This is a genomic window from Nonomuraea typhae (assembly GCF_009760925.1).
GTDB lineage: Bacteria > Actinomycetota > Actinomycetes > Streptosporangiales > Streptosporangiaceae > Nonomuraea > Nonomuraea typhae.
Genome location: NZ_VRLV01000007.1, coordinates 419869 through 442719, shown reverse-complemented (window position 1 = coordinate 442719; position 22851 = coordinate 419869). Strand labels below are relative to the sequence as shown.

Annotated in this window: 20 protein-coding genes; 7 read left to right on the top strand and 13 right to left on the bottom strand. The window is 71.4% G+C overall.

The genetic code is table 11. From position 1 onward, the window contains the following. Positions 1 to 62: 62 nt before the first annotated feature. The 3 genes from FVE25_RS27990 to FVE25_RS27980 all read left to right on the top strand — a co-directional run bounded on the left by FVE25_RS27990 (position 63) and on the right by FVE25_RS27980 (position 1877). Positions 63 to 377, top strand: coding sequence for a DUF742 domain-containing protein (locus FVE25_RS27990; RefSeq protein WP_246267577.1), 315 nt, complete (start codon positions 63 to 65; stop codon positions 375 to 377). Next, complete coding sequence (locus tag FVE25_RS27985) at positions 358 to 930, top strand: GTP-binding protein (RefSeq protein WP_157250048.1); 573 nt, start codon at positions 358 to 360, stop codon at positions 928 to 930. The genes FVE25_RS27990 and FVE25_RS27985 overlap by 20 nt, the downstream gene beginning before the upstream one ends. A 182-nt stretch (positions 931 to 1112) precedes the next feature. Next, positions 1113 to 1877: a TetR/AcrR family transcriptional regulator C-terminal domain-containing protein gene (locus FVE25_RS27980; protein WP_157250047.1), complete on the top strand. Its 765-nt coding sequence runs from the start codon at positions 1113 to 1115 to the stop codon at positions 1875 to 1877. Between the two features lie 55 nt (positions 1878 to 1932). Here the strand turns inward: FVE25_RS27980 and FVE25_RS27975 are convergent, their stop codons facing one another. Both FVE25_RS27975 and FVE25_RS57085 read right to left on the bottom strand, forming a co-directional pair. Further along, positions 1933 to 2448 carry a hypothetical protein gene (locus FVE25_RS27975; RefSeq protein ID WP_219825664.1) on the bottom strand — a complete coding sequence of 172 codons (516 nt, stop codon included), beginning with the start codon at positions 2446 to 2448 and terminating at the stop codon, positions 1933 to 1935. Continuing rightward, the gene (locus tag FVE25_RS57085; protein WP_425489510.1) at positions 2376 to 2777 is read right to left on the bottom strand and encodes a TIGR04222 domain-containing membrane protein; all 402 of its coding nucleotides are present in this window, start codon (positions 2775 to 2777) and stop codon (positions 2376 to 2378) included. The genes FVE25_RS27975 and FVE25_RS57085 overlap by 73 nt, the downstream gene beginning before the upstream one ends. A gap of 327 nt (positions 2778 to 3104) precedes the next feature. On the opposite strand from FVE25_RS57085, the gene FVE25_RS27965 reads away from it, so the two are divergent. Continuing rightward, positions 3105 to 8963: a DNRLRE domain-containing protein gene (locus FVE25_RS27965; protein WP_157250045.1), complete on the top strand. Its 5859-nt coding sequence runs from the start codon at positions 3105 to 3107 to the stop codon at positions 8961 to 8963. A gap of 67 nt (positions 8964 to 9030) precedes the next feature. Here FVE25_RS27965 and FVE25_RS27960 read toward each other — a convergent pair whose 3' ends face one another. From FVE25_RS27960 to FVE25_RS27925, 8 genes are all read right to left on the bottom strand, one after another. After that, the gene (locus tag FVE25_RS27960; protein WP_157250044.1) at positions 9031 to 9606 is read right to left on the bottom strand and encodes a GTP-binding protein; all 576 of its coding nucleotides are present in this window, start codon (positions 9604 to 9606) and stop codon (positions 9031 to 9033) included. Beyond that, positions 9587 to 9943, bottom strand: coding sequence for a DUF742 domain-containing protein (locus FVE25_RS27955; protein ID WP_157250043.1), 357 nt, complete (start codon positions 9941 to 9943; stop codon positions 9587 to 9589). The genes FVE25_RS27960 and FVE25_RS27955 overlap by 20 nt, the downstream gene beginning before the upstream one ends. Positions 9944 to 9969: 26 nt before the next feature. Continuing rightward, complete coding sequence (locus FVE25_RS27950; protein WP_084961465.1) at positions 9970 to 10392, bottom strand: roadblock/LC7 domain-containing protein; 423 nt, start codon at positions 10390 to 10392, stop codon at positions 9970 to 9972. A gap of 28 nt (positions 10393 to 10420) precedes the next feature. Beyond that, entirely contained in the window at positions 10421 to 13546 is a 3126-nt protein-coding gene (locus FVE25_RS27945; protein ID WP_157250042.1) for a sensor histidine kinase, read from the bottom strand. A 134-nt stretch (positions 13547 to 13680) separates the two neighbouring features. Then, positions 13681 to 15915 carry a [protein-PII] uridylyltransferase gene (locus tag FVE25_RS27940; protein WP_281367901.1) on the bottom strand — a complete coding sequence of 745 codons (2235 nt, stop codon included), beginning with the start codon at positions 15913 to 15915 and terminating at the stop codon, positions 13681 to 13683. Next, entirely contained in the window at positions 15912 to 16250 is a 339-nt protein-coding gene (locus FVE25_RS27935) for a P-II family nitrogen regulator (RefSeq protein ID WP_157250041.1), read from the bottom strand. The genes FVE25_RS27940 and FVE25_RS27935 overlap by 4 nt, the downstream gene beginning before the upstream one ends. Next, positions 16247 to 17599 carry an ammonium transporter gene (locus FVE25_RS27930; protein ID WP_157250040.1) on the bottom strand — a complete coding sequence of 451 codons (1353 nt, stop codon included), beginning with the start codon at positions 17597 to 17599 and terminating at the stop codon, positions 16247 to 16249. Before FVE25_RS27930 ends, FVE25_RS27935 begins: the two co-directional genes overlap by 4 nt. Positions 17600 to 17778: 179 nt before the next feature. Beyond that, positions 17779 to 18348, bottom strand: a complete 570-nt coding sequence (locus FVE25_RS27925) for a TetR/AcrR family transcriptional regulator (protein ID WP_157250039.1) — start codon at positions 18346 to 18348, stop codon at positions 17779 to 17781. A gap of 76 nt (positions 18349 to 18424) precedes the next feature. On the opposite strand from FVE25_RS27925, the gene FVE25_RS27920 reads away from it, so the two are divergent. Together FVE25_RS27920 and FVE25_RS27915 are read left to right on the top strand one after the other, a co-directional pair. Then, positions 18425 to 19216, top strand: a complete 792-nt coding sequence (locus FVE25_RS27920) for an alpha/beta fold hydrolase (RefSeq protein ID WP_157250038.1) — start codon at positions 18425 to 18427, stop codon at positions 19214 to 19216. A 4-nt stretch (positions 19217 to 19220) separates the two neighbouring features. After that, a complete protein-coding gene (locus FVE25_RS27915; RefSeq protein WP_157250037.1) occupies positions 19221 to 19706 on the top strand; it encodes a methyltransferase family protein in 486 nt (161 codons plus the stop codon). Here the strand turns inward: FVE25_RS27915 and FVE25_RS27910 are convergent. Next, positions 19693 to 20055: a nuclear transport factor 2 family protein gene (locus FVE25_RS27910; RefSeq protein WP_157250036.1), complete on the bottom strand. Its 363-nt coding sequence runs from the start codon at positions 20053 to 20055 to the stop codon at positions 19693 to 19695. The two genes, FVE25_RS27915 and FVE25_RS27910, sit on opposite strands and share 14 nt — an antisense overlap. Before the next feature lie 53 nt (positions 20056 to 20108). On the opposite strand from FVE25_RS27910, the gene FVE25_RS27905 reads away from it, so the two are divergent. Next, a complete protein-coding gene (locus FVE25_RS27905; protein WP_246267537.1) occupies positions 20109 to 20732 on the top strand; it encodes a CGNR zinc finger domain-containing protein in 624 nt (207 codons plus the stop codon). Between the two features lie 85 nt (positions 20733 to 20817). On the opposite strand, the gene FVE25_RS27900 is transcribed toward FVE25_RS27905, so the two are convergent. After that, entirely contained in the window at positions 20818 to 21744 is a 927-nt protein-coding gene (locus tag FVE25_RS27900; RefSeq protein ID WP_157250035.1) for an ABC transporter substrate-binding protein, read from the bottom strand. 123 nt (positions 21745 to 21867) lie between these two features. Further along, on the bottom strand, positions 21868 to 22797 hold the full coding sequence (locus tag FVE25_RS27895; RefSeq protein ID WP_157250034.1) for a sigma-70 family RNA polymerase sigma factor: 930 nt from the start codon (positions 22795 to 22797) through the stop codon (positions 21868 to 21870). Positions 22798 to 22851 lie beyond the last annotated feature (54 nt).

The following is a 22851-nucleotide window of genomic DNA, read 5'->3' as shown; positions in this document are numbered from 1 at the left end:
AGTCGACTGTGGCATCGTGGCATGACGGCCCGCCGGAGGCGGAGCGGAGTTCGCTGGTGCGGATGTACGCCGTCACCGGCGGGCGGACCGCCCCGCGCACCGGCCTGGCGATGGAGGCGCTGGTCTCCTCGGCGACCTCCGCGACGCTGGGCACGGCGTACACACGGGAGTACCGTGCCATCAGCGAACTGTGCCGCCAGGTCAGGTCGGTGGCGGAGGTCTCTGCTTTGTTGAACATCCCCCTCGGCGTGGCCCGCGTACTGATCGCGGACATGGAGGCGGAAGGGCTGGTGCGGATCTACCAGCCGCAGTTGGACGCGGGCTTGCCGGACAGGAGCCTGCTGGAAAGGGTGCTCAGTGGACTACGCAGGCTCTAGCTCGGGCCTCACCTCGACCAAGATCGTGGTCGCCGGCGGTTTCGGCGTCGGGAAGACCACGTTCGTCGGTTCGGTATCGGAAATCATGCCTTTGACGACGGAAGCGGTGATGACGGATGCCTCCGAGGGCATCGACGACCTGGGGCTGATCCCGGGCAAGTCGACCACCACGGTGGCCATGGACTTCGGCCGGCTCTCGTTAGACCGGGAGCTGATCCTTTACCTGTTCGGCACGCCGGGCCAGCACCGGTTCTGGTTCATGTGGGACGACCTGGTGAAGGGGGCGATCGGCGCGGTCGTGCTGGTGGACAGCCGCCGCCTGGCCGACAGCTTCCCGGCGGTCGACTACTTCGAGAACGCCGAAATACCCTTCGTGATCGGGCTGAACGGCTGGAACGGGCAGTTCCCGCACGTCGAGCACGAGGTGCGGGAGGCGCTGACGCTGTCGCCGCACGTGCCGATCGTGCGCACCGACGCGCGCGTCCGCGACGCGGTCAAGGCGACGCTCATCGCCCTCGTCGAACACGCCCTCCGCACCACGACCGCCGCGTAGTCTCCCCCGTCGGTGGGGATCTCCCCAGCTCATACGGCAGGCCACCCCCACGCCACCCGCCGACGCCCGCGGGCGCAGGTCGTGGGGGTCGCTTCTCACGTCGGACACACGACCCGCCGTCACGGCGATGCGCCGGCCGATCACCGGGACCCCGATGACCCGTACGGTGTACCGTACGAGTTGTGACCATCGAGTACACCGGCAAGGGAGACCCCGCCCGCAGCCTCGCCCTGCTCTGGCGGACCAGCGAGCGGGTCAGCCGCAAGGGCAAACCCGACCTCAGCGTGACCCGGATCGTGTGGGCGGCGATCGAGGTGGCCGACTCCGAAGGGCTTCCGGCGTTGTCGATGCGCCGGGTGGCCGAGAAGCTGGGCGTCGGGACCATGTCGCTGTACACGTACGTGCCGGGCAAGCCGGAGCTGCTCGACGTCATGCTCGACACGGTCTACGGCGAGACCGAGCGCCCCGAGGACCCGCCCGGCGGCTGGCGGGAGCGGCTGGCCCAGATCGCCCGGGAGAACTGGCGGCTCTACCTCCGCCACCCCTGGCTGCTCCAGGTGGCCACCTCCCGCCCGGTGCTCGGCCCCAACCTGACCGCCAAGTACGACTACGAGCTGCGCGCCATGGACGGCATCGGGCTGACGGACGTCGAGATGGACGCCGTGCTCACGCTCGTCACCGGCTTCGTCCACGGGACGGCCAGGGGCGCCGTGGAGGCCGCCCAGGCCGAGTCGCGGACCGGGCTGACGGATGAGGAATGGTGGGCGGCGCACGCGCCCTTCCTGGCCCGCATCGCCGACCCGGCCCGCTTCCCGGTGGCCGCCCGGGTGGGCCAGGCCACCGGCGAGGCCCACGGCTCCGCCTACAGCCCGGAGCACGCCTTCGAGTTCGGCCTGGAACGCGTGCTCGACGGCATCGAGGCCCTGATCACCCACCGCACCGGCTAGGCGTCGCGCTTCACCCGCCGCCGCTTCACCCGGCGCGGCTTCACCCGGCGCGGCTTCACCCGCCGCCGCCACATCCGCCGCCCCCGCATCCGCCGCCCCCGCCACTTCCCCCGCCACTGCCCCCGTCGCCGCCTCCCCCATGGCTGCTTCCCCCATGGCTGCTTCCCCCGCCGCCGCCTCCCCCGCAGCCACCCGCCGAGCCGCCTGTGTTGGCCGGGTACAAGTGCCCGTCGGGCCGCGAGCGCCGGGTCAGTTCCCGCACGAGGGCGGGATCCCCCAGGTGGCTCAGCCCGTAGAGGGCGATCGACATGGCCACGTCCGCCCCGATCTCCCCATGCGGATGGGTGAGCCGCAGCCGGTCGAGCAGGCCCCTTCCCGCCCTGCTCAGCGTGAGCGGCCGGTCCTCGGCGTAGAACGACTCCGTCTGCCTGGCCATCAGGTAGCACGCGCCGAACCCGGCCGGCGAGGCCAGCGCCAGCGGCGGTGAGCCCATGACGATCAGCACGACCACGTTGGCCGCCACGCCGCCGAGCGTGAGCTTGACCAGGTGGCGCAACAACTGCCGGCACATGCCGAAGCCCGGCCCTGAGAAGGGGTTGACCAGCAGGCCCAGCCGGCCAGCCGTACCTTGATCTCGGCGGTCGCGGGAGCGGCGGCCACGTGGGCCCTGACGTCACGGACCGCATGGCCGGATTTCGGAGTCTCGGCCAGGAGCGCGAGCACCTTGTCCTCGGCCGGGAAGCCGGAGGAGACGGCCGTGCGCACGTGGCGGAGTAGGCCGCCCCGGCTGACGCGGACCTCGCCGGCCCCCGCCAGCAGTCCGATCGCGGTGTCGGCCACCCGGGCGGGGCCGCCGGCGAGGTAGGCGACCTCGTAGTGGTGGAGCTCGGCCTCCCGGATACCGCTGGTCCCGAGGCGGGCTCGGGCGCGGGCCGGCTCGGCGGTCCCGGCGCCCTGGTTCCGCCTCCGGGTTACGACACGCTCCTGCCCCGCCTTAGGGCAGGCCCCAATCCCATATGTCCGCTTGATGTATTTATCCTGACTTTATAGGGAAGCCTGATCTTTGCTATTCCGCAGGCAGGATCGTCCTGTTTACGATCACGCGGCATCGATGATCGCCTCCGCCAGAGAGGCTCGTGATCGGAGACAAGAGTGGCATTAGGCCGTTCCCGCGTCGGCCGGTTCCAGCCGGTCGCACGCAGGGTCGCCGCGGCGTTAGCCGTCGTCATGGCAGTCACTGCCATCGAGGACCTGCCCGCCCACGCGACACCCACCCCACCTCCTTCCTCCCCCGCCGCCCAGGAAGCGGCTCCGGCGGACCCCTCGGCCGCCGCCCTGAGCACCGCCCCCACCGCACCGGACGAGCCGTCGGCCAAGCTGACCGCCCGCCTCAAGCGCGTCCGCGTCGAGATCGAGCAGGCCCGCACGGAGACCACCTCGACCTACGCCAACCCTGACGGCTCGCTCACGGTGGAAACGTTTTCCGGGCCGATCAGGTACCGCGAGAACGGCGCCTGGGTCCCGGTGGACACCACGCTCACCGCGCTCACCGACGGCAGCGTGAGCGCCCGCTCCCACCAGAAGGACCTGCGCATCGGCGGCCGGTCCCGTGCCGCCGCGACCGACCTGATCACCCTCGGCCCGGTGACCCTGCAGTGGCTGGGCGCGCTCCCGGCGCCGCAGGTCCAGGACGACACCGTCACCTACCCCGAGGCGCTGCCCAAGGCCGACCTCGTGGTGACCGCCACCCGGACGGGCGCCGAGCAGTTCCTCCTGCTCAAGGAGCGCCCCGCCGCCCCGGTCTCCTACCGCCTGCGGCTCAGCGCGCCCGGCTACAAGGCCCGCCAGAGCGCCGGCGGCATCGAGCTGGTCGACAAGAAGGGCAAGGTCGCGGTCACCGTGCCCGCGCCGGTCATGTGGGACGCCAAGGTGGACCAGGGCTCCGGCGAGCACCTGAACCGCGGCGCCGTCACCATGCGCCTGCGCGGCCAGGACCTGATCGTCACCCCCGACCCGGCCTTCCTCGCCGACCCGGCGACCGCCTACCCGGTCACCGTGGACCCGTCGGTCAACATCGGCCAGATCTTCGACACGTTCGTGCAGCAGGGCTACGGCACCGACCAGTCCGGCGCCACCGAGCTCAAGCTGGGCAACAACGGCAGCGGCCAGATCGCCCGCTCGTTCATCACGTGGAAGACGCCCGGCATCGCCGGCAAGAAGATCCTCGGCGCCACGCTGAACCTGTGGAACTTCCACTCCTGGTCGTGCTCGGCCCGCAACTGGGAGGTCTGGACCGCCAACCAGGCCACGACCGCCAGCAGGTGGCCCGGCCCGGCGCTGGCGGCCAAGTACGCCACCTCCGGCCAGACCAAGGGGTTCGGCACCGGCTGCGCCGACGGCTGGGTGAGCGCCAACGTCACCGGCCTCCTGCAGCACTGGGCCGACAAGGGCTGGTCGGAGTCCGGGATGGGGCTGCGCGCCACGGACGAGGGCGACTCCTACGGCTGGAAGCGGTTCAACTCCGGCAACGCCACCAGCCACGTGCCCTACATCTCGGTCACCTACAACAGCTACCCGACGGCGCCGCAGTCCACGTGGCCGTCGCCGCTCAGCGAGCACGGCTCGGCGGTGTGGAGCAACAGCGCCACCCCGCAGTTGCGGGCACACGTCGGTGACGCCGACGGCGGCAACGTGCGCGGCCTGTTCGACGTCTACGACGGCAGCACGCTGGTGCTCGACGACGTCGCCGGCGGCTACGTCGGCAGCGGCGGCTTCTCGGCCACCGGCAACCTGCCCGCGGGCAAGCTCGTCAACGGCCGGACCTACCAGATCAGGGCCTGGTCGAACGACGGCTCGCTGTCGTCGAAGACGTATACGACGCGCACCTTCACCGTGGACACCGCGGCGCCCGCCGCACCCTCGGTGAGCAGCAGCAGCCACCCCGACGCCGGCTGGCAGGGTGACGCGGGCAAGCCCGCCACCTTCACCGTGACCCCCGCCTCCGGCGACGCAGGCTGGATCTCCTACCGGCTCGACGACGGCGTCACCGCCAAGGTGGAGAGCGGCGGCGAGGCCAAGACGTTCAGCGTCACGCCCGCCCAGCCGGGCCCGCACACGCTGACCGTGACCACGATCGACAAGGCCGGCAACGCCTCGCCCGAGGTGGCCAGGACGTTCAACGTGGGCGCCGGCACCGTCTCCGCCCCCGAGGACGCCCACCGTACGGCCCGCCGTACCGAACTCGGGGCGACCGGACGCGGCGAGTACGACCGCGTGACCTTCCAGTGGCGGCGCGCCGAGACCGACGCGTGGGCCGACATCCCGCTCGCCCACGTGCTCGGCGCCGACGGCAGGCAGCTGCCCGCCTGGCCGGTCCAGGCCAGTGTGAACGGCGGCACCGCGACCGTGTCCGGCCTGACCTGGAACCTCGTGGACCAGCTCGGCGGCGACGGCGCCGTGCAGGTGCGGGCGGTCTTCGGCAACGCCTCGGGCGCGACCTCCGCGACCTCGGCCACCGACGTGGTCGCCGACCGGGCGGCCAGCGGCGCGGCCACCGAGGAGCTCGGCTCCGGCACGCTCAACCTGCTGACCGGCGACTTCCGGCTGAACGGCAGCGAAGCCGAGCTGTTCGGCCTGTCGCTGTCCCGCACCGCCTCCTCGCGCGACACCAAACTCGGCGCCAAGATCGCCGGGCAGGTCTCGCCGTTCGGCCCCGAGTGGTCGGCGGGCGGCGTGTCCGAGGTGGCCGCGTCGGAGTACGCCACGCTGCGCGAGACCTCGGCCAGCTCCATCGAGCTGACCATGGTCGACGGCACGCCGATCCAGTTCACCAAGACCTCCTCCGGCTGGAAGGCCGAGGAGGGCGCCGAGGAGCTGACGCTCACCGGGACCTACACGCTCAAGGACGCCGACGGCGTGGTGACCACGTTCGTCAAGAGCGGCACCACGTTCCTGCCGGCGACCACCAGCCCGCCGGGTGAGAACAACGTCACCCGCTACGTCTACGAGACCAACCGGCTGAAGGCGATCATCGCGCCGACCGGCGCCGTGGCCGACCCGGCCGCCGACTGCGCGCTGCCCGCGCCCAAGGCCGGCTGCCGGGTGCTGGAGCTGGTCTACTCGGGCGACCGGGTCGGCCAGGTGCGCTTCCACGACTCGGGCACGCCCGTGGCCGTGGCGCAGTACTCCTACGACGCCAACGGCCGCCTGTCCGCGGCGTGGGACCCCCGCGTCTCGCCACCGCTGAAGACCGTCTACGGCTACGACGCCGCCGGCCGCATCACCTCGCTCACCCCGCCCGGCGAGCTGCCCTGGACCTACGCCTACGACGCCGAGGGCCGCCTGCTGAGCGCCTCGCGTCCCGGGCTGAAGCCGGGCACCGCCGACCAGGTGGAAGGCGAGGCCAAGACCTCGATCGTCTACGACGTGCCGCTGGACAGGGCCGGAGGCGGCCCCGCCGACCTCAAGCCCCAGCACACCAGGGCGTGGGGGCAGAGCGACAACCCGACCGACGCCACCGCCGTCTTCCCCGCCGACCAGCTGCCGGGCAGCGGCTGGGCACGGGCCACGGTGACCTACCTCGACGCCTCCGGGCGCGAGGTCAACACCCTGACCCCTGGCGGCCACGTCACCACGACCGAGCACGACAAGTTCGGCAACGCCGTACGCGAGCTGACCGCGGACAACCGCGAGCTGGCGCTCGGGACCTCCGCCCGCCTGGCCGAGCTCGGCGTCTCCGGCCTCGGTACGGCAGAGCGCGCCGAACTGCTGTCCACCAGGTCGCTCTACAGCGAGGACGGCCAGCGGGAGACCGAGGAGTTCGGCCCCCTGCACGTCGCCGACGAGGGCGTGGTCAGGAAGCACACCGTCAACGCCTACGACGAGGGCCGGCCGGCCGACGCGCCGACCAAGAACCTCGTCACCAAGGTGAGCGTCGGCGCCCGCCCGCTCAACGCCGGCGCCGACACCGGCGTCAGGACCACGACCACCGAGTACGACTGGAAGCTGGGCCTGGCCACGAAGACGGTCAAGGACCCCGGCGGCCTGAACCTGGTCACCACCACCGCCTACGACGCCGAAGGAAGGGCGACCAGGTCGACGCTGCCGAAGGGCAACGACGCGGCCACCGTGGTGACCGCCTACTACACCGCGACGGGCGCCGCGCCCTGTGGCGGCAAGCCGGCCTGGTCCGGCCTGGTCTGCCGGGTGGCGCCGGCCGGCAAGGTCGTCGGCGGGGGCGCGAACCCCGACGAGATGCCGGCCAAGCTCACCACGTACACCCGTTTCGGCAACCCGGCCACGGTGGCCGAGACGGCCAACGGCGTGACCAAGACCACCCACACCGCCTACGACGCGGCCGACCGGCCGCTCACCTCGTGGTTCACCGGCGGGCTCGGCAAGCCGCTGCAGACGAGCAACCTGTACTACGCGCCGGACAGCGGCGACGTGCAGGAGAAGCAGCGTCTCGACGCCGCGGGCGCCGTCACCGAGCGCGTCGTGGAGGTGCACGACAAGCTGGGCCGGACGATCTCCTACACCGACGCCGACGGCGGCGTGACCAGGACGGAGTACGACCTGCTCGGCCGTACCGTCAAGGTCTCCGACTCGGCGCCGTCCAGCCGCGTCTACGCCTACGACCACGCCGCGGAGCCCCGGGGCCTGGCCGTCTCGGTGACCGACTCGGCGGCCGGCACGTTCACCGCCGCCTACGACGCCGACGGCCAGTTCGCCGCCGGCGGCCTGCCCGGCGGGCTGCGCGTGACCGCGATCGACGACGAGACCGGTGCGGACGTCTCCCGCGTCTACACCAAGGACGGCGTCGCCGAGCCGATCATGAGCGAGCAGGTCGTGGAGTCGGTGCACGGGGCGTGGATCACGCACACGCGCAGCGACGCCGGCTACGAGCGCGTCTACGGCTACGACCAGGCCGGCCGGTTGACCTCGGCCAAGGAGACGCTGGGCGAGCGGTGCGAGCTGCGCGCCTACGGCTTCGACGCCAACACCAACCGGACCAGGAAGTCGGTGCGCGAGTGCGCGGCCGACGAGTCCTCGGCCACGGTCACCACCTGGGGCTATGACTCCGGCGACCGGCTGACCGGCCCGTCGTACGACCAGCTCGGCCGCACGACGTCGCTGCCCGGCGGCGCCGCGTTCGAGTACCACGTCAACGACCTGGTCGCCAAGCAGAGCCTCGGCGGCAAGGAGATGACCTGGACGCTCGACCCCGCCGACCGCTTCCGCGCGGCCACCGGCGAGGCGGGCACGTCCGTCAACCACTACGACGCCGAAGGGGACACCCCGTCCTGGATCAGCGGGCCGAACGGGCAGCTCTCCAGGAACGTCAACGGCGTCGACGGCGACCTGGCCGCCGTCACCGCCGGCCCCGGGCAGGTGCGCCTCCAGCTCACCACCCTGCACGGGGACGTGGCCGCCGAGCTCGCGCTCGACACCGGCGCGGCGACCGTGCTGGACGCCGACGAGTTCGGCGTCTCGCGCTCGCAGGCCCGCCGCTACAACTGGCTCGGCGGCAAGCAGCGCTCGGCCGAGACGCTGGACGGCGTGATCCTCATGGGCGTCCGGCTCTACTCGCCGGAGCTGGGCCGGTTCCTGCAGATCGACCCGGTCGCCGGCGGCAGCGCCAACGCCTACGAGTACTGCCTCGGGGACCCGGTCAACTGCACCGACCTCGACGGCCAGTGGGCCTTCCTGGTGCGCATCGGCATCCAGGCGTGCATCCGCTGGTGCGCCAGGGGCGGGCGCGCGGCCTGGGGCGCGGCCAGGAAGTGGGGCCCGCGCGCCTGGAGCTGGGGCAAGCGGTGGGGCCGCCGGGGCTACCGGGCCGGCTACCGCGTCAGCCACTACGGCCGCGTGGCGGCCAGCCGGGGCAGCTACTTCGGCGCCATGGCCGGCGCCGGGTACGGCGGCTACTGCGGCTGGCGGACCCGGTCGTGGAGGTGCGCGTACGGCGCGGCGGCCTGGGGCGGCGGAGCGGTGCTCGGCGCCGTGGGCGGCACCGGGTACGGCGTCTACCGTGGCTGGAAGTACGGCCGCAAGATCTGGAAGCGCTGGCGGGGCATCTTCCGCTGATCCGGATTGACGAAGGAGCGGCCCTCTCCCCGATCGGGAGAGGGCCGCTCCGCCGTACCGGCAGGTGTCAGACGTGCGCGGCCCGGATGCGGACCACGTGCTCGACCAGGGCGATCAGCGTGGCCTTGACCGACTCGCGGTGACGCGCGTCGGTCTGCACGATCGGGACGTGCGCGGGCAGCGCCAGCGCCTCGCGCACCTCCTCCTCCCCGTGCGGGAACTGGCCGTCCCAGCCGTTGACGCCCACGACGAAGGGCAGCTTGGCCTCCTCGAAGTAGTCGATCGCGGGGAAGCTGTCGGCCAGGCGGCGCGTGTCCAGCAGCACGACGGCGCCGATCGCGCCGCGGACCAGGTCATCCCACATGAACCAGAAGCGGTGCTGACCGGGCGTGCCGAACAGGTACAGGATGAGGTCCCGGTCGAGCGAGAGCCGGCCGAAGTCCATCGCCACCGTGGTGGTCTGCTTGTTCGGAGTCATGCCGAGGTCGTCGATGCCCGCGGACGCGTCTGTCATGACCGCTTCCGTGGTGAGCGGGAGGATCTCGGACACCGCCCCCACGAACGTCGTCTTGCCCACGCCGAAGCCCCCGGCCACGACGATCTTCGTCGAGGTGAGGCCGGCGCTAGAGCCTGCGAAGTCCACTGAGCACCCTTTCGAGCATGTTGAGGTCTGGCTGTCCCTGGGCGAGACGCGGCTGGTGGAGGCGGACGAGTCCTTCGTCGGACATGTCCGCCACCAGCACACGCGCCACGCCGAGCGGCACCCGGAGCAGCGCCGAGATCTCGGCGACCGACCGGAAGGTGCGGCAGAGCTGCATGATGGCATCCTGCTCGGGGGTGAGCAGGGACAGCTCGTCATCAGGGACCGACATGGACGACACCAGCGTCTCCATGGCCAGGTGATAGCGCGGTTCTGACCGACCGCCGGTTACCGCGTATGGGCGGAACAGGGGCTCGTCGTCCCCGTCACTGCCATACACGGGCCTGTCCCATCAGTCTCATGGCATCACCGCGTCCTGGCGGCCTGGAGCTCCGCACGCAGGGCGGGCGTGAGGGCCTGGCCGGCACGGTCGACGAGCAGCGTCATCTGGTAGGCCACCAGCCCCATGTCGCAGTCGGGGGCGGCCAGCACGGTGAGCACGGAGCCGTCGCTGATCGCCATGACCAGCAGCAGGCCGCGCTGCATCTCCACGACCGTCTGGGTGACGGCGCCGCCCTCGAAGACCCGGGAGGCGCCGACCGTCAGGCTGAGCAGCCCGGCGGAGACGGCGGCGAGCTGGTCGGCGCGGTCCGGGGGGAAACCCTCGGAACTGGCCAGGCACAACCCATCGGCGGAGACGACGACGGCGTGGGCGACCCCGGGAGTGTTCCTCACGAAGTCGGTGATCAGCCAGTCGAACCGGTGCGCCTCGTGGCTAAGGGTAGTCACGCTACCTCCCTAGCGGCAGGACGCTCGCTCACTCTTGTTCCTCCTGTTCACGTACCACTTCCGCGCGACCACGGCGCACGCCTTGCTGGAAGCTGGCCATCCGGCTGCGGACCCGGTCCGCGGAGACCGGCGGCATCGGGGAGAGCGACTGGGCCGGTTGGCCCGCCGTACCCGGCACCAGGTTGGCCTTGGGCGTGCGTTTGGGCAGCCCGGCGGAGGTGAGGCCGCCGAGGCTGGGGTCGCTGGCGGCAGCCGCCGCGCGCCAACCGGCGTCGGCGGGAGTTCGCCACGTTTCCTCCCCAGAGGGTACGTCCTGCGGGGGCGCGCCCTCATCCCGCCTGGGCAACTCCGCGGCTTCGGGCTGCTCGTCGGCCGCGGGCTTGCGGAACCAGGCGGACTCGACGGCGGCGAAGATCGGCAGGAACTCCTCCTGCTCCGGCTCCATCGGGGAGACGTCCACCGACGGCACGTCGTTGCGCCACTGCTCGCGGCCGCGCGACTCGCCCGTGGTGTACGGCTGGCCGACGGGCGGCCGGGTGGCCGGGGGCGTCGGGTAGCCGCCGTTGGGCCGCGGCTGGGCGGCTTGGAAGGATCCAGTGGAGGCCGCGGGGAAGGCCCCGGTGCCGTTGCGCGTGGGGAAGGCGCCGGTGCCGGGGGCGGGCGGCTGCTCGGTGGGGGGGCGCGCGTCCAGGCTCGGGTAGGCGGACTGCTCCGCACCCGGGTAGGCGGACTGCTCCACACTCGGGTAGGCGGGCTGGTCCGCACCCGGGTAGCCGGACTGCTCCACGCCCGGGAACGCCGGCTGCTCCGCACCCGGGAACGCGCCGTGGGCGGGCTGCTGGTCCACGCCGGGATAGGCGGACTGCTCCACGCCGGGATAGGCGGGCTGCTCGAGGCTCGGGAACGACGGGTGCTGCTGGGCCGGCTGACGGCGCGGCAGCGGGTCGGCCGGCGCCGGGGCGCTGGGGAAGGACGGGTTGCTCGGGAACGAAGGGAACGTGCCGCTGTCCTGCCGGAAGGCGCCGCCGTCGGTGTCGGCGGTGAAGCCGGTCAACCGGCCGCGTTGGGCGGTCAGTTCCTGGGATTCGTAGCTGCTGCTGCCGAAGGAGTTGAAGGTCTGCGCGGCGGCCCCGAAGGCGGGCTGCGCGGGGACGGTGCCGCCGCCGAAGGCGGGCCGCTGCGCGGCGGGCTGCGGCTGCGAGCCGTCCGGGATGAGCGTGGGCGGCAGCAGCACCATGGCGATCAGCCCGGCGCCCTCGCCCTTGCGGAGCTGGACCCGGATGCCGTGGCGCAGCGCCAGGCGGCCGACCACGAACAGGCCCATACGCCGGGAGACCGACACGTCCACGACCGGCGGCTCGGCCAGGCGGCGGTTGGCCTCGCCCAGTTCGTCCTCGGTCATGCTGATGCCGGCGTCGCTCACCGACAGCAGGGCGCCGCCGCCTTCGATGATGCTGCTGGAGACGCCGACCTGGCTGTTCTTCGGGGAGAACTGGATGGCGTTCTCGACCAGCTCGGCGACGAGGTGCACGAGGTCGTTGGCGGCGCTGCCGAGCACGGAGGTGGACCGGTGCACCTTGACCTGGACGCGCTCGTAGTCCTCGACCTCCGACAGCGCGGCGCGCACGACGTCGACGAGCTTGGCCGGCTGGCTGCGCCGCCGGGTGGGTTCGTGGCCGGCGAGGACCAGGAGGTTCTCGGAGTTGCGCCGCATGCGGGTGGCCAGGTGGTCGAGCTTGAACAGGTCGGCCAGCCGGGTGCCGTCCTGCTCGCCCTTCTCCAGGCCGTCGATCAGCGAGATCTGCCGCTCGACCAGCGTCTGGGTGCGGCGCGAGAGGTTGACGAACATCGCGCTGATGTTGCTGCGGAGCTCGGCCTCCTCGCCGGCCAGCCGTACGGCCTGGCGGTGGACCTCGTCGAACGCCTTGGCGACCTCGCCGATCTCGTCCTGGCCCTCGATGTCGATGGGCCGCACCTCACCGGCGGAGGTGTCGCCGGTGATGCGCAGCTTGCGCACCACGTCGGGCAGCCGGAAGCCGGCGATGTCGAGCGCCTCGGTGCGCAGGCGGCGCAGCGGGCTGACCATCGAGCGGGCGATCAGGACGGTGAGCAGCAGGACCAGCACCAGCAGCACGAGGATGGCGACACCGGCGATGACCGCGCTGCCGATCTCGCCATTGCGCAGGTCGGCCACGCGCTTGGCGAGGCGCTCCGCGGCCAGGACCTCGATGCCGCCGAGGGCGTCGATGACCTTGCTGTTCTGCTCGAACCAGACGTTGGGGTCCTCGATGAGGTGGTTGCTGAAGACCGCCCCGGCTTCCTTGTTGCCGGCCAGCACGATCGCGCGGGCCTTGGTCAGCTCGCTGTTGTAGTAGTCGCTGCTGCTGAGCGCGTTGCGCAGCTTCATGCCCAGGTCGACGCCGGCTTCGGCGCCGAACAGGGCCTGGGCGTCGAGCTGGCGGGAGTGAGAGGCGATGAAGCGCTGCGCCTCCTGGGCGTCCACCGAGCGGTAGCGGTAGTAGCCGACGAGGAGCTGGTAGCGCTGCTGGGAGATCTCCTCCTTGGCCCGCGCGAGCGCGCTCAGGCCGCGCTGGTAGCCGATGGTGGCGGCGTCCTGGGTGAGCAGGCTCAGCTCGTCGTGCAGGCCCAGAAGGGCGTCGGTGAGCCCGCGGTAGGCGGTCGGGGTCTTGTCGGCGCGGATCTTGGCCACGTTGGACGAGGTGCGCACCATCATGACCGCGTGCTCGACGCGGGGCCCGTAGCCGGCCATGGTGGCCAGGTCGTCCTGGACGCTCTTGAGCAGGTCGTTGACCTCGCGCTGGCGGGCGGTGAGGTTGCCCTTGAGCTCCTTGCCCGCGGCGCCGGCGATGTACATCCACGTGGCCGTGTCACGCTCCAGGCCGATCATCTGGAGGAGGTCGCGGATGCGTCCGCTCTGCTCGGCGGCGGTCTGGGCGCGCTCGTAGACGGTGACGCTCTCGACGGAGGTGACCACGCGGGCGCCGCCGAGGACGACGCCGGCCACGGTGGGCACGAGGATGAGCGCCGTCAGGCGCCAGCGCACGCGCCAGTTGCGCAGGCTGAACTTGGGCAGCGACCGCTTCCCCCGGTCCCGCCTGGCGGCATGGCCGCTGTCGTGGTTCCCCGTAGTCACCGCTGTGCAACCCCTCAATCATCCCGTTCACCAACGGGTATTAAAGCCGTCCACAAGCTATCCGCAGCAACTCACGTACCAGGTCAAAACGGACACAATCGTTACAAACGTGACCGCAGAATGTGTGTTGTTGGTTACCGCAGTGCTGCAAGCACTAGGTCGCGGACTTGCGTCCTCTGCGCGCCGTCGCTGAGGGGGCGCCCGGCACGGTCAACCACGTAGAAGACATCCACCGCCTCCGCGCCGAGAGTCTCCACTCGGGCGGCGCGTACGTCAAGCCCACACTCTCCGAAAGCGCGGCCAATTCGCCACAGAAGCCCCGGCCTGTCATGGGCTCTGACTTCCACCACCGTGGCGGTCGCGGAAGCATCGTCCACCAACGTCACACGGGGTGGCGCCACCGGCACCCGGACCGGTCGCAGCGATCGCGTACGGCGGGCCAAACGCTGCTCGATGTCAAGACGGCCAGCAAGGACCAGACGAAGATCGGCTTCCAGCGTGGCCGGGTCCGGCGGCGTGCCGTACTCGGGGACGACCACGAACTCGATCACCGCCGTGGACCCGGCGGCGGCCGAGGACGCCGAGCGCACCACGAGCCGATGCGCGGCCAGCACCCCCGCCGCGCTCCACAGCAGCCCCGGCCGGTCCGGCGCGACCACCGTGACCGCGCCCCCGTTCACCCGTACGGCCCCGCCACCGTGCCGGGCCAGCGCCACCTGCGCCTCCGACAGGGTCGGCGCCCTGGGCGGCGGCGAGCCGGACAGCGCCGACCGCACCCGCCGGACCAGTTCGGTGACCAGCCCCGCCTTCCAGGCGTTCCACGCCGCCGGGCCGGTGGCATGGCCGTCGGCCGACGCCAGCGCGGCCAGCAGTTCCAGCACCTCGCGCGAGCCGACCGTGCCGGCCACCTTCTCGATCGTCACCGGGTCGTCCAGGTCCCGGCGGGTGGCCGTCTCCGGCAGCAGCAGGTGATGCCGCACGACCGTCGCCAGGATCTCCACGTCCGGCGGCGTCAGCCCGATCCGCGCGCCGATGTCGCGGACCACGACCTCGCCCGTCGCCGAATGGTCGCCCGGCCAGCCCTTGCCGATGTCGTGCAGCAGCGCCGAGATCAGCAACAGGTCCGGGCGGGACACCTCGCGCGTGTGCGCGGCGGCGTTCGCCGCGGCCTCGATCAGGTGCCGGTCCACGGTGAAACGGTGGATCGGATTGCGCTGCGGCCGGTGCCGTACCCGCTCCCAGTCAGGGAGCAGCTTGACAATGATCCCCGCCTGGTCGAGCTCCTCCCAGACCGGCACCGCGGCCCGCCCCGCGCCCAGCACCGCCACCAGCGCGTCACGCGCCTCCTCCGGCCACGGCACCGGCAGCGGAGCCGACTGAGCAGCCAGGACGGAGACCGTCGCGGGCGCCAGCGGCAGCCCGGACCCGGCCGCGGCCGCCGCCGCGCGCAACACCAGCACCGGGTCCTTGCGCGGATCGGCGCCCCGCGCCAGCACCACCTCACCCGCCTGCTCGACCACCCCGTCGGCCAGGGGCCGCCGCCCCCGCGGGCTCGGCCCTGACACCAGCCTGTCAACCGCCCGCCAGGTCACGTCGAACGCGTGTGCGATCGTCCGGCCCGCCTCGGCCAGCCGCCGCATCAGCGCCTCCGCGTCCAGCAGGCCCAGCGCCCCGGCGACCGCGTCCTGCTCCTGCAGCACCAGCCGGTCCGCGCCCCGGCCGGTCACCATGTGCAGCGCGTGCCGCACGTCCAGGACGAGCTCGTACGCCTCGCGGGCCCGCGGGCCCGGCGCCGAGGCCACCCATGCCGCCGCGACCGCCTGCATCGCCTGCAGGTCCCGCAGCCCGCCGCGGCCGTCACGCAGGTCCGGCTCCAGCAGGAAGGCCACCTCGCCGCTGCCCTCCGCCCGCCGGTCGGACATCTCCCGCAACTCCGCCAGCCGGCGGCGCGAATCGGCCCGCCACCCGGCCAGCACCGCCTCCCTCGCCTTGCGGGTCAGCTCCGGGTCCCCGGCCACGTGGCGGGCCTGGATGAGGCCCAGCACCGCCTTCAGGTCCTCCCGCGCCACCTCGACGGCCTCGTCCACGGTGCGCACCGAATGGTCCAGGCCCACGGCCGAGTCCCAGATCGGATACCAGATCCGGTCGGCGACCGCCCCGATGTCCGCCCGGCCCTCGTGCAGCAGGACGAGGTCCAGGTCGCTGCCCGGGGCCAGCTCGCGCCGGCCCAGGCTGCCCACCGCCACCAACGCCGCGCCCGTGCCGTCGCCGGCCGTGCGGAAGAGGTCCTTGAGCCAGCGGTCGGTGTCGGCGGCCCGCGAGGCGCGGGCCGCGGCGAAGGATCTCATCGACTCCTCCCGCAGGCTCACAGCGCCTCGGGGCCACGCTCTCCGGTACGCACGCGGATGACCGTGTCCACCGGGACCGACCAGACCTTGCCGTCACCGATCTTGCCGGTCTGCGCGGCCTTGACGATGACGTCGATCACGTCCTCGGCGTCGTCCTCCTCGGCCAGCACCTCCACGCGGACCTTGGGGACCAGGTCCACTTGGTACTCGGCGCCCCGGTAGACCTCCGTGTGGCCGCGCTGCCGGCCGTACCCGCTGGCCTCGCTGACCGTCATGCCCTTGATGCCGAACTGCTCCAGCGCCGCCTTCACGTCATCGAGCTTGAACGGCTTGATGACCGCGGTGATGAGCCTCATGCGTCCACCTTCTTCGCAACTGTGACGGGGCCCTTGGCCGAGACCACACCGGAGGCGTGGACGCTGCCCAGGTCGTAGCCGGTCTCGGCGTGGGTCGTGACGTCGACGCCGGCCACCTCGGCCTCCTCGGAGATCCGGAAGCCCATGGTCTTGTCGATGACCTTGCCGATGATCCACGACAGGACGAAAGAGTAGAGGCCGACGACGACCGGGCCCAGCACCTGCAGGCCGAGCTGGCTGAGCTGCCCGCCCTCGATGAGGATGCCCTTGTTCTGGCCCGGCAGGAACGGGTAGGCGGCCACGAAGCCCAGCGCCACCGCGCCGATCACGCCGCCGACCAGGTGCACGCCCACGACGTCGAGCGAGTCGTCGAAGCCGAGCTTGTACTTGAGGCCCACGGCGTAGCAGCAGCCGACGCCCGCGAGAAGGCCGATCACCACGGCCGCCCAGGGGTCCACGAACCCGCAGGCCGGGGTGATCGCCACCAGGCCCGCGACCGCGCCGGACGCCGCGCCCAGCGTGGTGGCGTGCCCGTCGCGCAGCTTCTCCACCAGCAGCCAGGCGCCCGCGGCCACGGCGGTGGCCACCTGCGTGTTCATGAACGCCAGCCCGGCGGTCTGGTCGGGCGCCAGCTCGGAGCCGGCGTTGAACCCGAACCATCCGAACCACAGCAGACCGGTGCCGAGCAGGACCAGGGTGAGGTTGTGCGGCCGCATCGGCTCCTTGCGCCAGCCCGCCCGCTTGCCCAGCACCAACGCCAGTGCCAGCGCCGCGGCGCCCGCGTTGATGTGCACCACGGTGCCGCCCGCGAAGTCCTCGATGCCCAGCTGCCCGAGCCAGCCGCCGCCCCATACCCAGTGCGCGACGGGGAAGTACACCACGGTCGCCCAGACCAGCGAGAACAGCACCCACGCCCCGAACTTCGCCCGGTCGGCGATGGCGCCGCTGATCAGCGCGACCGTGATGATCGCGAAGGTGAGCTGGAAGGCGGAGAACACCATCAACGGGAAGTTGTCCACGGCCGCCGCCTCGGCGCTCACCTTGTCGCCGGCCACGATCAGGTTCTCGTAGACCGCGTTGTAGACGCCGGTCAGCCCGACGTAGTCGAGCCCGCCGATGATCTTGTTGAGGAAACCGGTGCCGTCACCGGCGGTGTCGAAGGCCAGCGAGTAGCCGTACAGCACCCAGGCGACGGTCACCACCACGATGCTGACGAACGACATCATCATCATGTTCAGGACGCTCTTGGCCCTGGTCATGCCCCCGTAGAAGAACGCGAGGCCCGGAGTCATGAGCAGCACCAGAGCGGTGCACACCAGCATCCAGGCGGTAGTGCCGCTATCGATCATCGACGCGACCCTCCTTACAGATTGGCGAGTGCCGTGGTTCACGTGTCGCACTGACGTATGACCGGAACTGTCGCCCTGCGTGGTTTCGCGGCTCGACCGGGGGTGTTTCACATGCGTGAATCTCAGGGTGGTGGTGTTTCGTCCTTGTTTCGGATACTGCACAACCCGAATTTCGCGCTTCAGGCCCGGCGGAGGATGCGGTGGAGGAAGTCCTCCACGGCCCGCTCGGCCGCCGCGTGGTCGCCGCCCCTGGCCACCAGCAGGATGCTCTCGTTGATGGCCGCCAGCAGCATGTGCGCGTGGATGTCCAGCGACTCCTCCGGCACCGCTCCGGTGGCGCCCAGGGCGGCCTTCAGCATGCCGAACGCGTAGCGCTCCTCCATGGCCCGCCACCGCTCCCAGCCCAGGACGGCGGGCGCGTCGATGACCACGATGCGCTGCACGGCCGGGTCGCGGGCCAGCCGCAGCCACTCCAGGGATCCCGTGATCAGCGCCTCGGCCGGGTCGGACAGGCCGCGGACGCTCTTGCGGATCTGGTGGGCCACCGTGGCCTCCACCTGCTCCAGGACCGCCTCGAAGAGGGCGTCCTTGCCCGAGTAGTGGTGGTACAGGGCGCCCCGGCTGAGGCCGGTCTCCTGGAGGACGAGCTCGATGGAGGTGCCCTCGTAGCCGTGGCCGGCGAACAACCGGCGGGCCACGGCGAGCACCCGGTCGCGTGTGGCGGCCCCGCGCTCGGCCTTGAGGTTCATCCTCCAACTCTAGACATACCGACCACCAGTCGGTTATTTTCCAGACCGACAGTCGGTTTGTAATCCAGGAGGTTCCATGCTCGCCCATGTAGACCAGGGAAGCGGCCCGGCCACGCTGTTCGTGCACGGCGTCGGGACCAGCTCCTACCTGTGGCGCAACGTCATCGCCGAGCTCCAGGCCGAGCGCCGGTGCATCGCGCCCGACCTGCCCGGGCACGGCGGCAGCCCGGTCCAGGACGACGTCTCGCTCCCCGCGCTGGCCGAGACGCTGGCCGGGTTCTGCGACGAACTCGGCCTCGGCCAGGTGGACATGGTGGCCAACGACACCGGCGGCGCCATCGCCCAGCTCTTCGCGGTGCGGCACCCGGACAAGCTGCGCTCGCTCACGCTGACCAACTGCGACGTGCACGAGAACACGCCGCCCCCGGGGTTCCTGCCCACGGTCGAACTGGCCGCCAAGGGCGAGCTGCTCCCGCTCTTCGAGGTGCTGGCCCAGCGGCCCGACCTGATCAGAAGCAGCGTGTACGGCGACGGCTACGAGCGCATCGACGACCCCCAGGCCCTTGTGGACGCCTACGTGAAGCCGATCCTGGCCAAGCCGGGCGGCGGGCGCGCGTTCGAGCGGTTCCTGGCCGGGATCGAGTCCAAGGTCATGGTCGCCATCGAGTCGCAGCTGACCGTGCTTGCCGTGCCCACGCTCGTGGTGTGGGGTACGGGTGACGCCTTCTTCGGCGTGGAATGGGCGCGATGGTTGCGCGACACCATTCCGGGCGTGCGGGAGGTCGTCGAGATCGACGGCGGCCGGCTGTTCTTCCCCGACGAGCGGGCCGGCGAGCTCGTGCCCCATCTGCGGCGATTCTGGGGGTGACCCGATGCGGACCTCGGCGGCGGCGGCCGGGACCTCGCTGTTCTTCGTGCTCGCGCCGGGCGTGGTGGCCGGGCTGGTGCCCTGGTGGCTCACCGGGTGGCAGTTCGAGCCCTTCTGGCCCGCGCTACGGGTTCTCGGGGTGATGCTGGTGCTCGCCGGGGCGACGGTGATCGTCCCGGCGTTCGTCCGGTTCGTCCGGGAAGGGCGGGGCACGCCGGCGCCGGCTGCCCCGCCTGTCCGCCTCGTGGTGGGCGGCTTCTACAAGTACGTCCGCAATCCCATGTACGTGGCCGTCGTCCTGGCGATCGCCGGGCAGGCACTGCTGTTCGGCCAGCTCGGCCTGCTCGGGTACGCGGCGCTGGTGGCCCTCGTGACCTGGCTGTTCGCCCGGTTCTACGAGGAGCCGGCGCTGCGGCGGACCTTCGGGAAGGAGTACGACGACTACCGGCGGGCGGTGCCCGGCTGGATCCCGCGCCTCAGGCGGGGGTGATCTGGAAGACCTTGGCCTTCCACGCGCCGTCCCGGCGGACCATGGTGGTCGTCGCGTGGTAGCGCACGGTCTGCTTGTCGGTGCCGCCCACGAGGACGTCGATCTCGACCACGCTGGTGTGGACGAGGCTGTCGTCCGTCAGCCGGACGATCCGGTGGCCGGACTGGTCGGTGCGGGTGTAGGGGTTCTGGTTCTCGGCGAAGCCCTTGAGGATCGCCGCCCGGTCGGTCACCGCACCCCACGGCGAGACGCTGAGGACCTCCTCGTCGAGGTAGTCGTCGTAGAAGGCGGCATCGCCGTTCCTGTTGGCCTCCCACGCGCGCTCGGTCAGCTCGATGATCTCTTCCATCACGTCTCCTCAGTGACACCGGTTTAACTGGTGTCAAGTGTTACACTGCTCGTGTGGAGATCGCAAGCACGATGGTGCTGACCGGCGGCGACGGGCAGCGGTTCAGATTCGACGCGGGCACGCTGTGCCTGGAGTTCCTGCTCACGGGCGCCGTGGAGCCGTGGGAACTGCTTCACGAGCCGGGCGATCTGACCGCGTGGATCCCGCGGTCGCGGCTCGGCGTGCAAGGTCCGGTCGAGGTGGGCGAGGCGGAGTTCCTGGGCGCCAAACGCCTGCGCGGGGCCGTCCTGAGGCTCGCCCTGGATGCGGCGCGCTCCCCCGGCAACGAGGAGAAGGTCGTGGCCGCCCGCGCCGCCGGGATCGACGAGAGTACGGCGGCGCCGTACGCGACACTGAACGAGTTCGCGGCGGCGCCGCCCCCGATCCCGGTCATCGGCGACGACCGGTCACGGGGCTGGGCGGCTCCGGTGACCGGGTCGCAGTTCCTGTCGGCGGTGGCCAGAGACGCGATCGAGTTGTTCGCCGGCGATCGGCTCGATCGGGTGCGCATGTGCGGCGGGGAGCGCTGCTGGCTGCTGTTTCTCGACGTTTCGCGGCCCGGGGCGCGCCGGTGGTGCTCGATGGATCGGTGCGGAAACCGGCAGAAGCTCCGCGCACGCCGTAAGATCATGAAATGAGTGATCTTGTCGGTGTTGTGGGGGCATTGCGACGCTACGAGTGATGCTCGGGGAAGACCTCGACACCGGCGAGATCACCGAGAGCTCATGCCAGCGGCGTGAGGTACTTGTCCAGGTCGTCCAGGATGCCGTTGGCCGCCTTGACGCCGATGCCGAGCATCCAGACCTCGTCGTCCACCGCGTGCGCCCTGCCGGAGGTCACCGCCCCGAGCTTCTTCCACAGCGGGCCCGCGGTGACCTGGGCCTGCGACGTGGCTGCGACCTCGCCGTACGCGCTGTAGAAGAGGGCGTCACCGTCGGCCTGGGCGATGTTCTCCTGGCTCAGCTTGCCGAACCGCTTGTCTTCCTGGGCGGCGAGCAACTGGGCCGCGGGCCGCTGGATGCCGGCGTCGCCGACCACGATCCCGCTGAAGGACTCGGGCCCGTACATCCGGATCTCGGTGGGCATGAAACGGACGATGCTCACCTTGAGCGCGCTGAAACGCCCGCCCACGGTCTTGGCCCGGGTCTCGTAGTCGGACATGAGCTTGGCCGCCTCGGCCGGCTTGCCGAGCGCCTCGGCGTCGAGTTGGAAGTTCTCCTTCCAGGTGACGCCGACCTTCTCGGTGAAGACCGTGGGCGCGATCTTGCTGAGCTTGTCGTAGAAGGCGGCCTGGCGAAACTTCGTGCCCAGGATGAGGTCGGGCTTGAGCGCCATGATGGCCTCGAGGTTGGGCTGCTGAAGGGTGCCGACGGGCTTGGTGTCCTTGAGCGCGTCCCCCAGGTAGGCGGGCCACTTCTGGCTCTCGGTGGCCTGCGCGGCGCCGATCGGGGCCAGGCCGAGGGAGACCATGGTGTCCAGCTTGTCGGTGTCGAGGACGACCACGCGCTTGGGCGTCTCCGGGACCTTCGTCTCGCCCATCGCATGCTTGACGGTCCGCGTGGGGCCGCCACCCTGGGCGGAGGTGGAGGCGCCGCAGGCGGCGACGGCGAGCACGGGCAACACGGCCAGAGTGGCCAGGCGGAGACGCATGAGGCTTGCTTCCTTGATCAATTAGGTTAGGCAAGCCTAAGTCTATGGGCCGCCCCGCCCTCCAGGTGATTCCCCCCCACCTGCGGGACGAGGCGACCCATCCCCCACTCCTCGAAGAAAGCCTCAGGCGGCCGCCATCTTCCGCAGCCTGGCCAGCGCGTCGCGCTCGATGCGCCGGGCGCGGTCGCGGCCGATACCGTAGCGCTCGCCCACCTCGGTCAGCGTGTGCTCGCGGCCGTCCACCAGCCCGTAGCGCCAGCGAAGCATCTCGGAGGTGTCGCCCTCGAGCCCGGTGAGCCACTGGTCGAGCCGCTCACGCTCCAGGATCTCGATCGCCTGCTGCTCCGGGTCGGCCCAGGTCTCGTCCGCGATCATGTCGCCGAGCTCGGTCTCGTCCTCGTCGCCCACGCCGAGCTGCAGCGAGACCGGGTCGGAGGCCCAGCGGCGCAGCTCGCGCACCCGCTCGATGGGCAGCTCCAGGATCTCGGCGAGATCGTCGTCGGTGGGCTCGGCGTCGAACTCGGCCAGCATGTCCCGCCGCACCCGCATCAGCCGGGTCATCTGCTCACCCGCGTGCGTGGGCAGGCGCACCGGGCGCGCCTGCTCGTGGATGGCCCGGCCGACCGACTGCCGGATCCACCACGTGGCGTAGGTGGAGAATTTGTACCCCCGCTGGTAGTCGAACTTCTCCACCGCCCGCACCAGGCCCAGGTTCCCCTCCTGGACCAGGTCGATCAGCGGCATCCCCCGCCCGGAGTACTTCCGGGCCACCGCGACGACCAGCCTCAGGTTGGCCTGGATGAACTCGTCCTTGGCCCGCTGGCCGGAGATCGCCAGGCGCTCCAGCTCCTCGTCCGCCACATCCCCGATGCGCGGCTCGGAGCCGCCGCTGTCGAGCAGTTGCTCGGCGAAAAGTCCCGCCTCGATACGCTTGGCGAGCTCAACCTCCTCCTCGGCGGTGAGCAGCGGGACCCGGCCTATCTCCGCCAGATAGGTACCGAGCAGGTCGCGCTCGGCGACCTCCTGCGTGCGACTCCCCGTAGGCCTTGCCATCCCCAGGCACCTCGTTCCCGCAGCTGCGTTCTATACCCGGCCAACGTGTGGTCC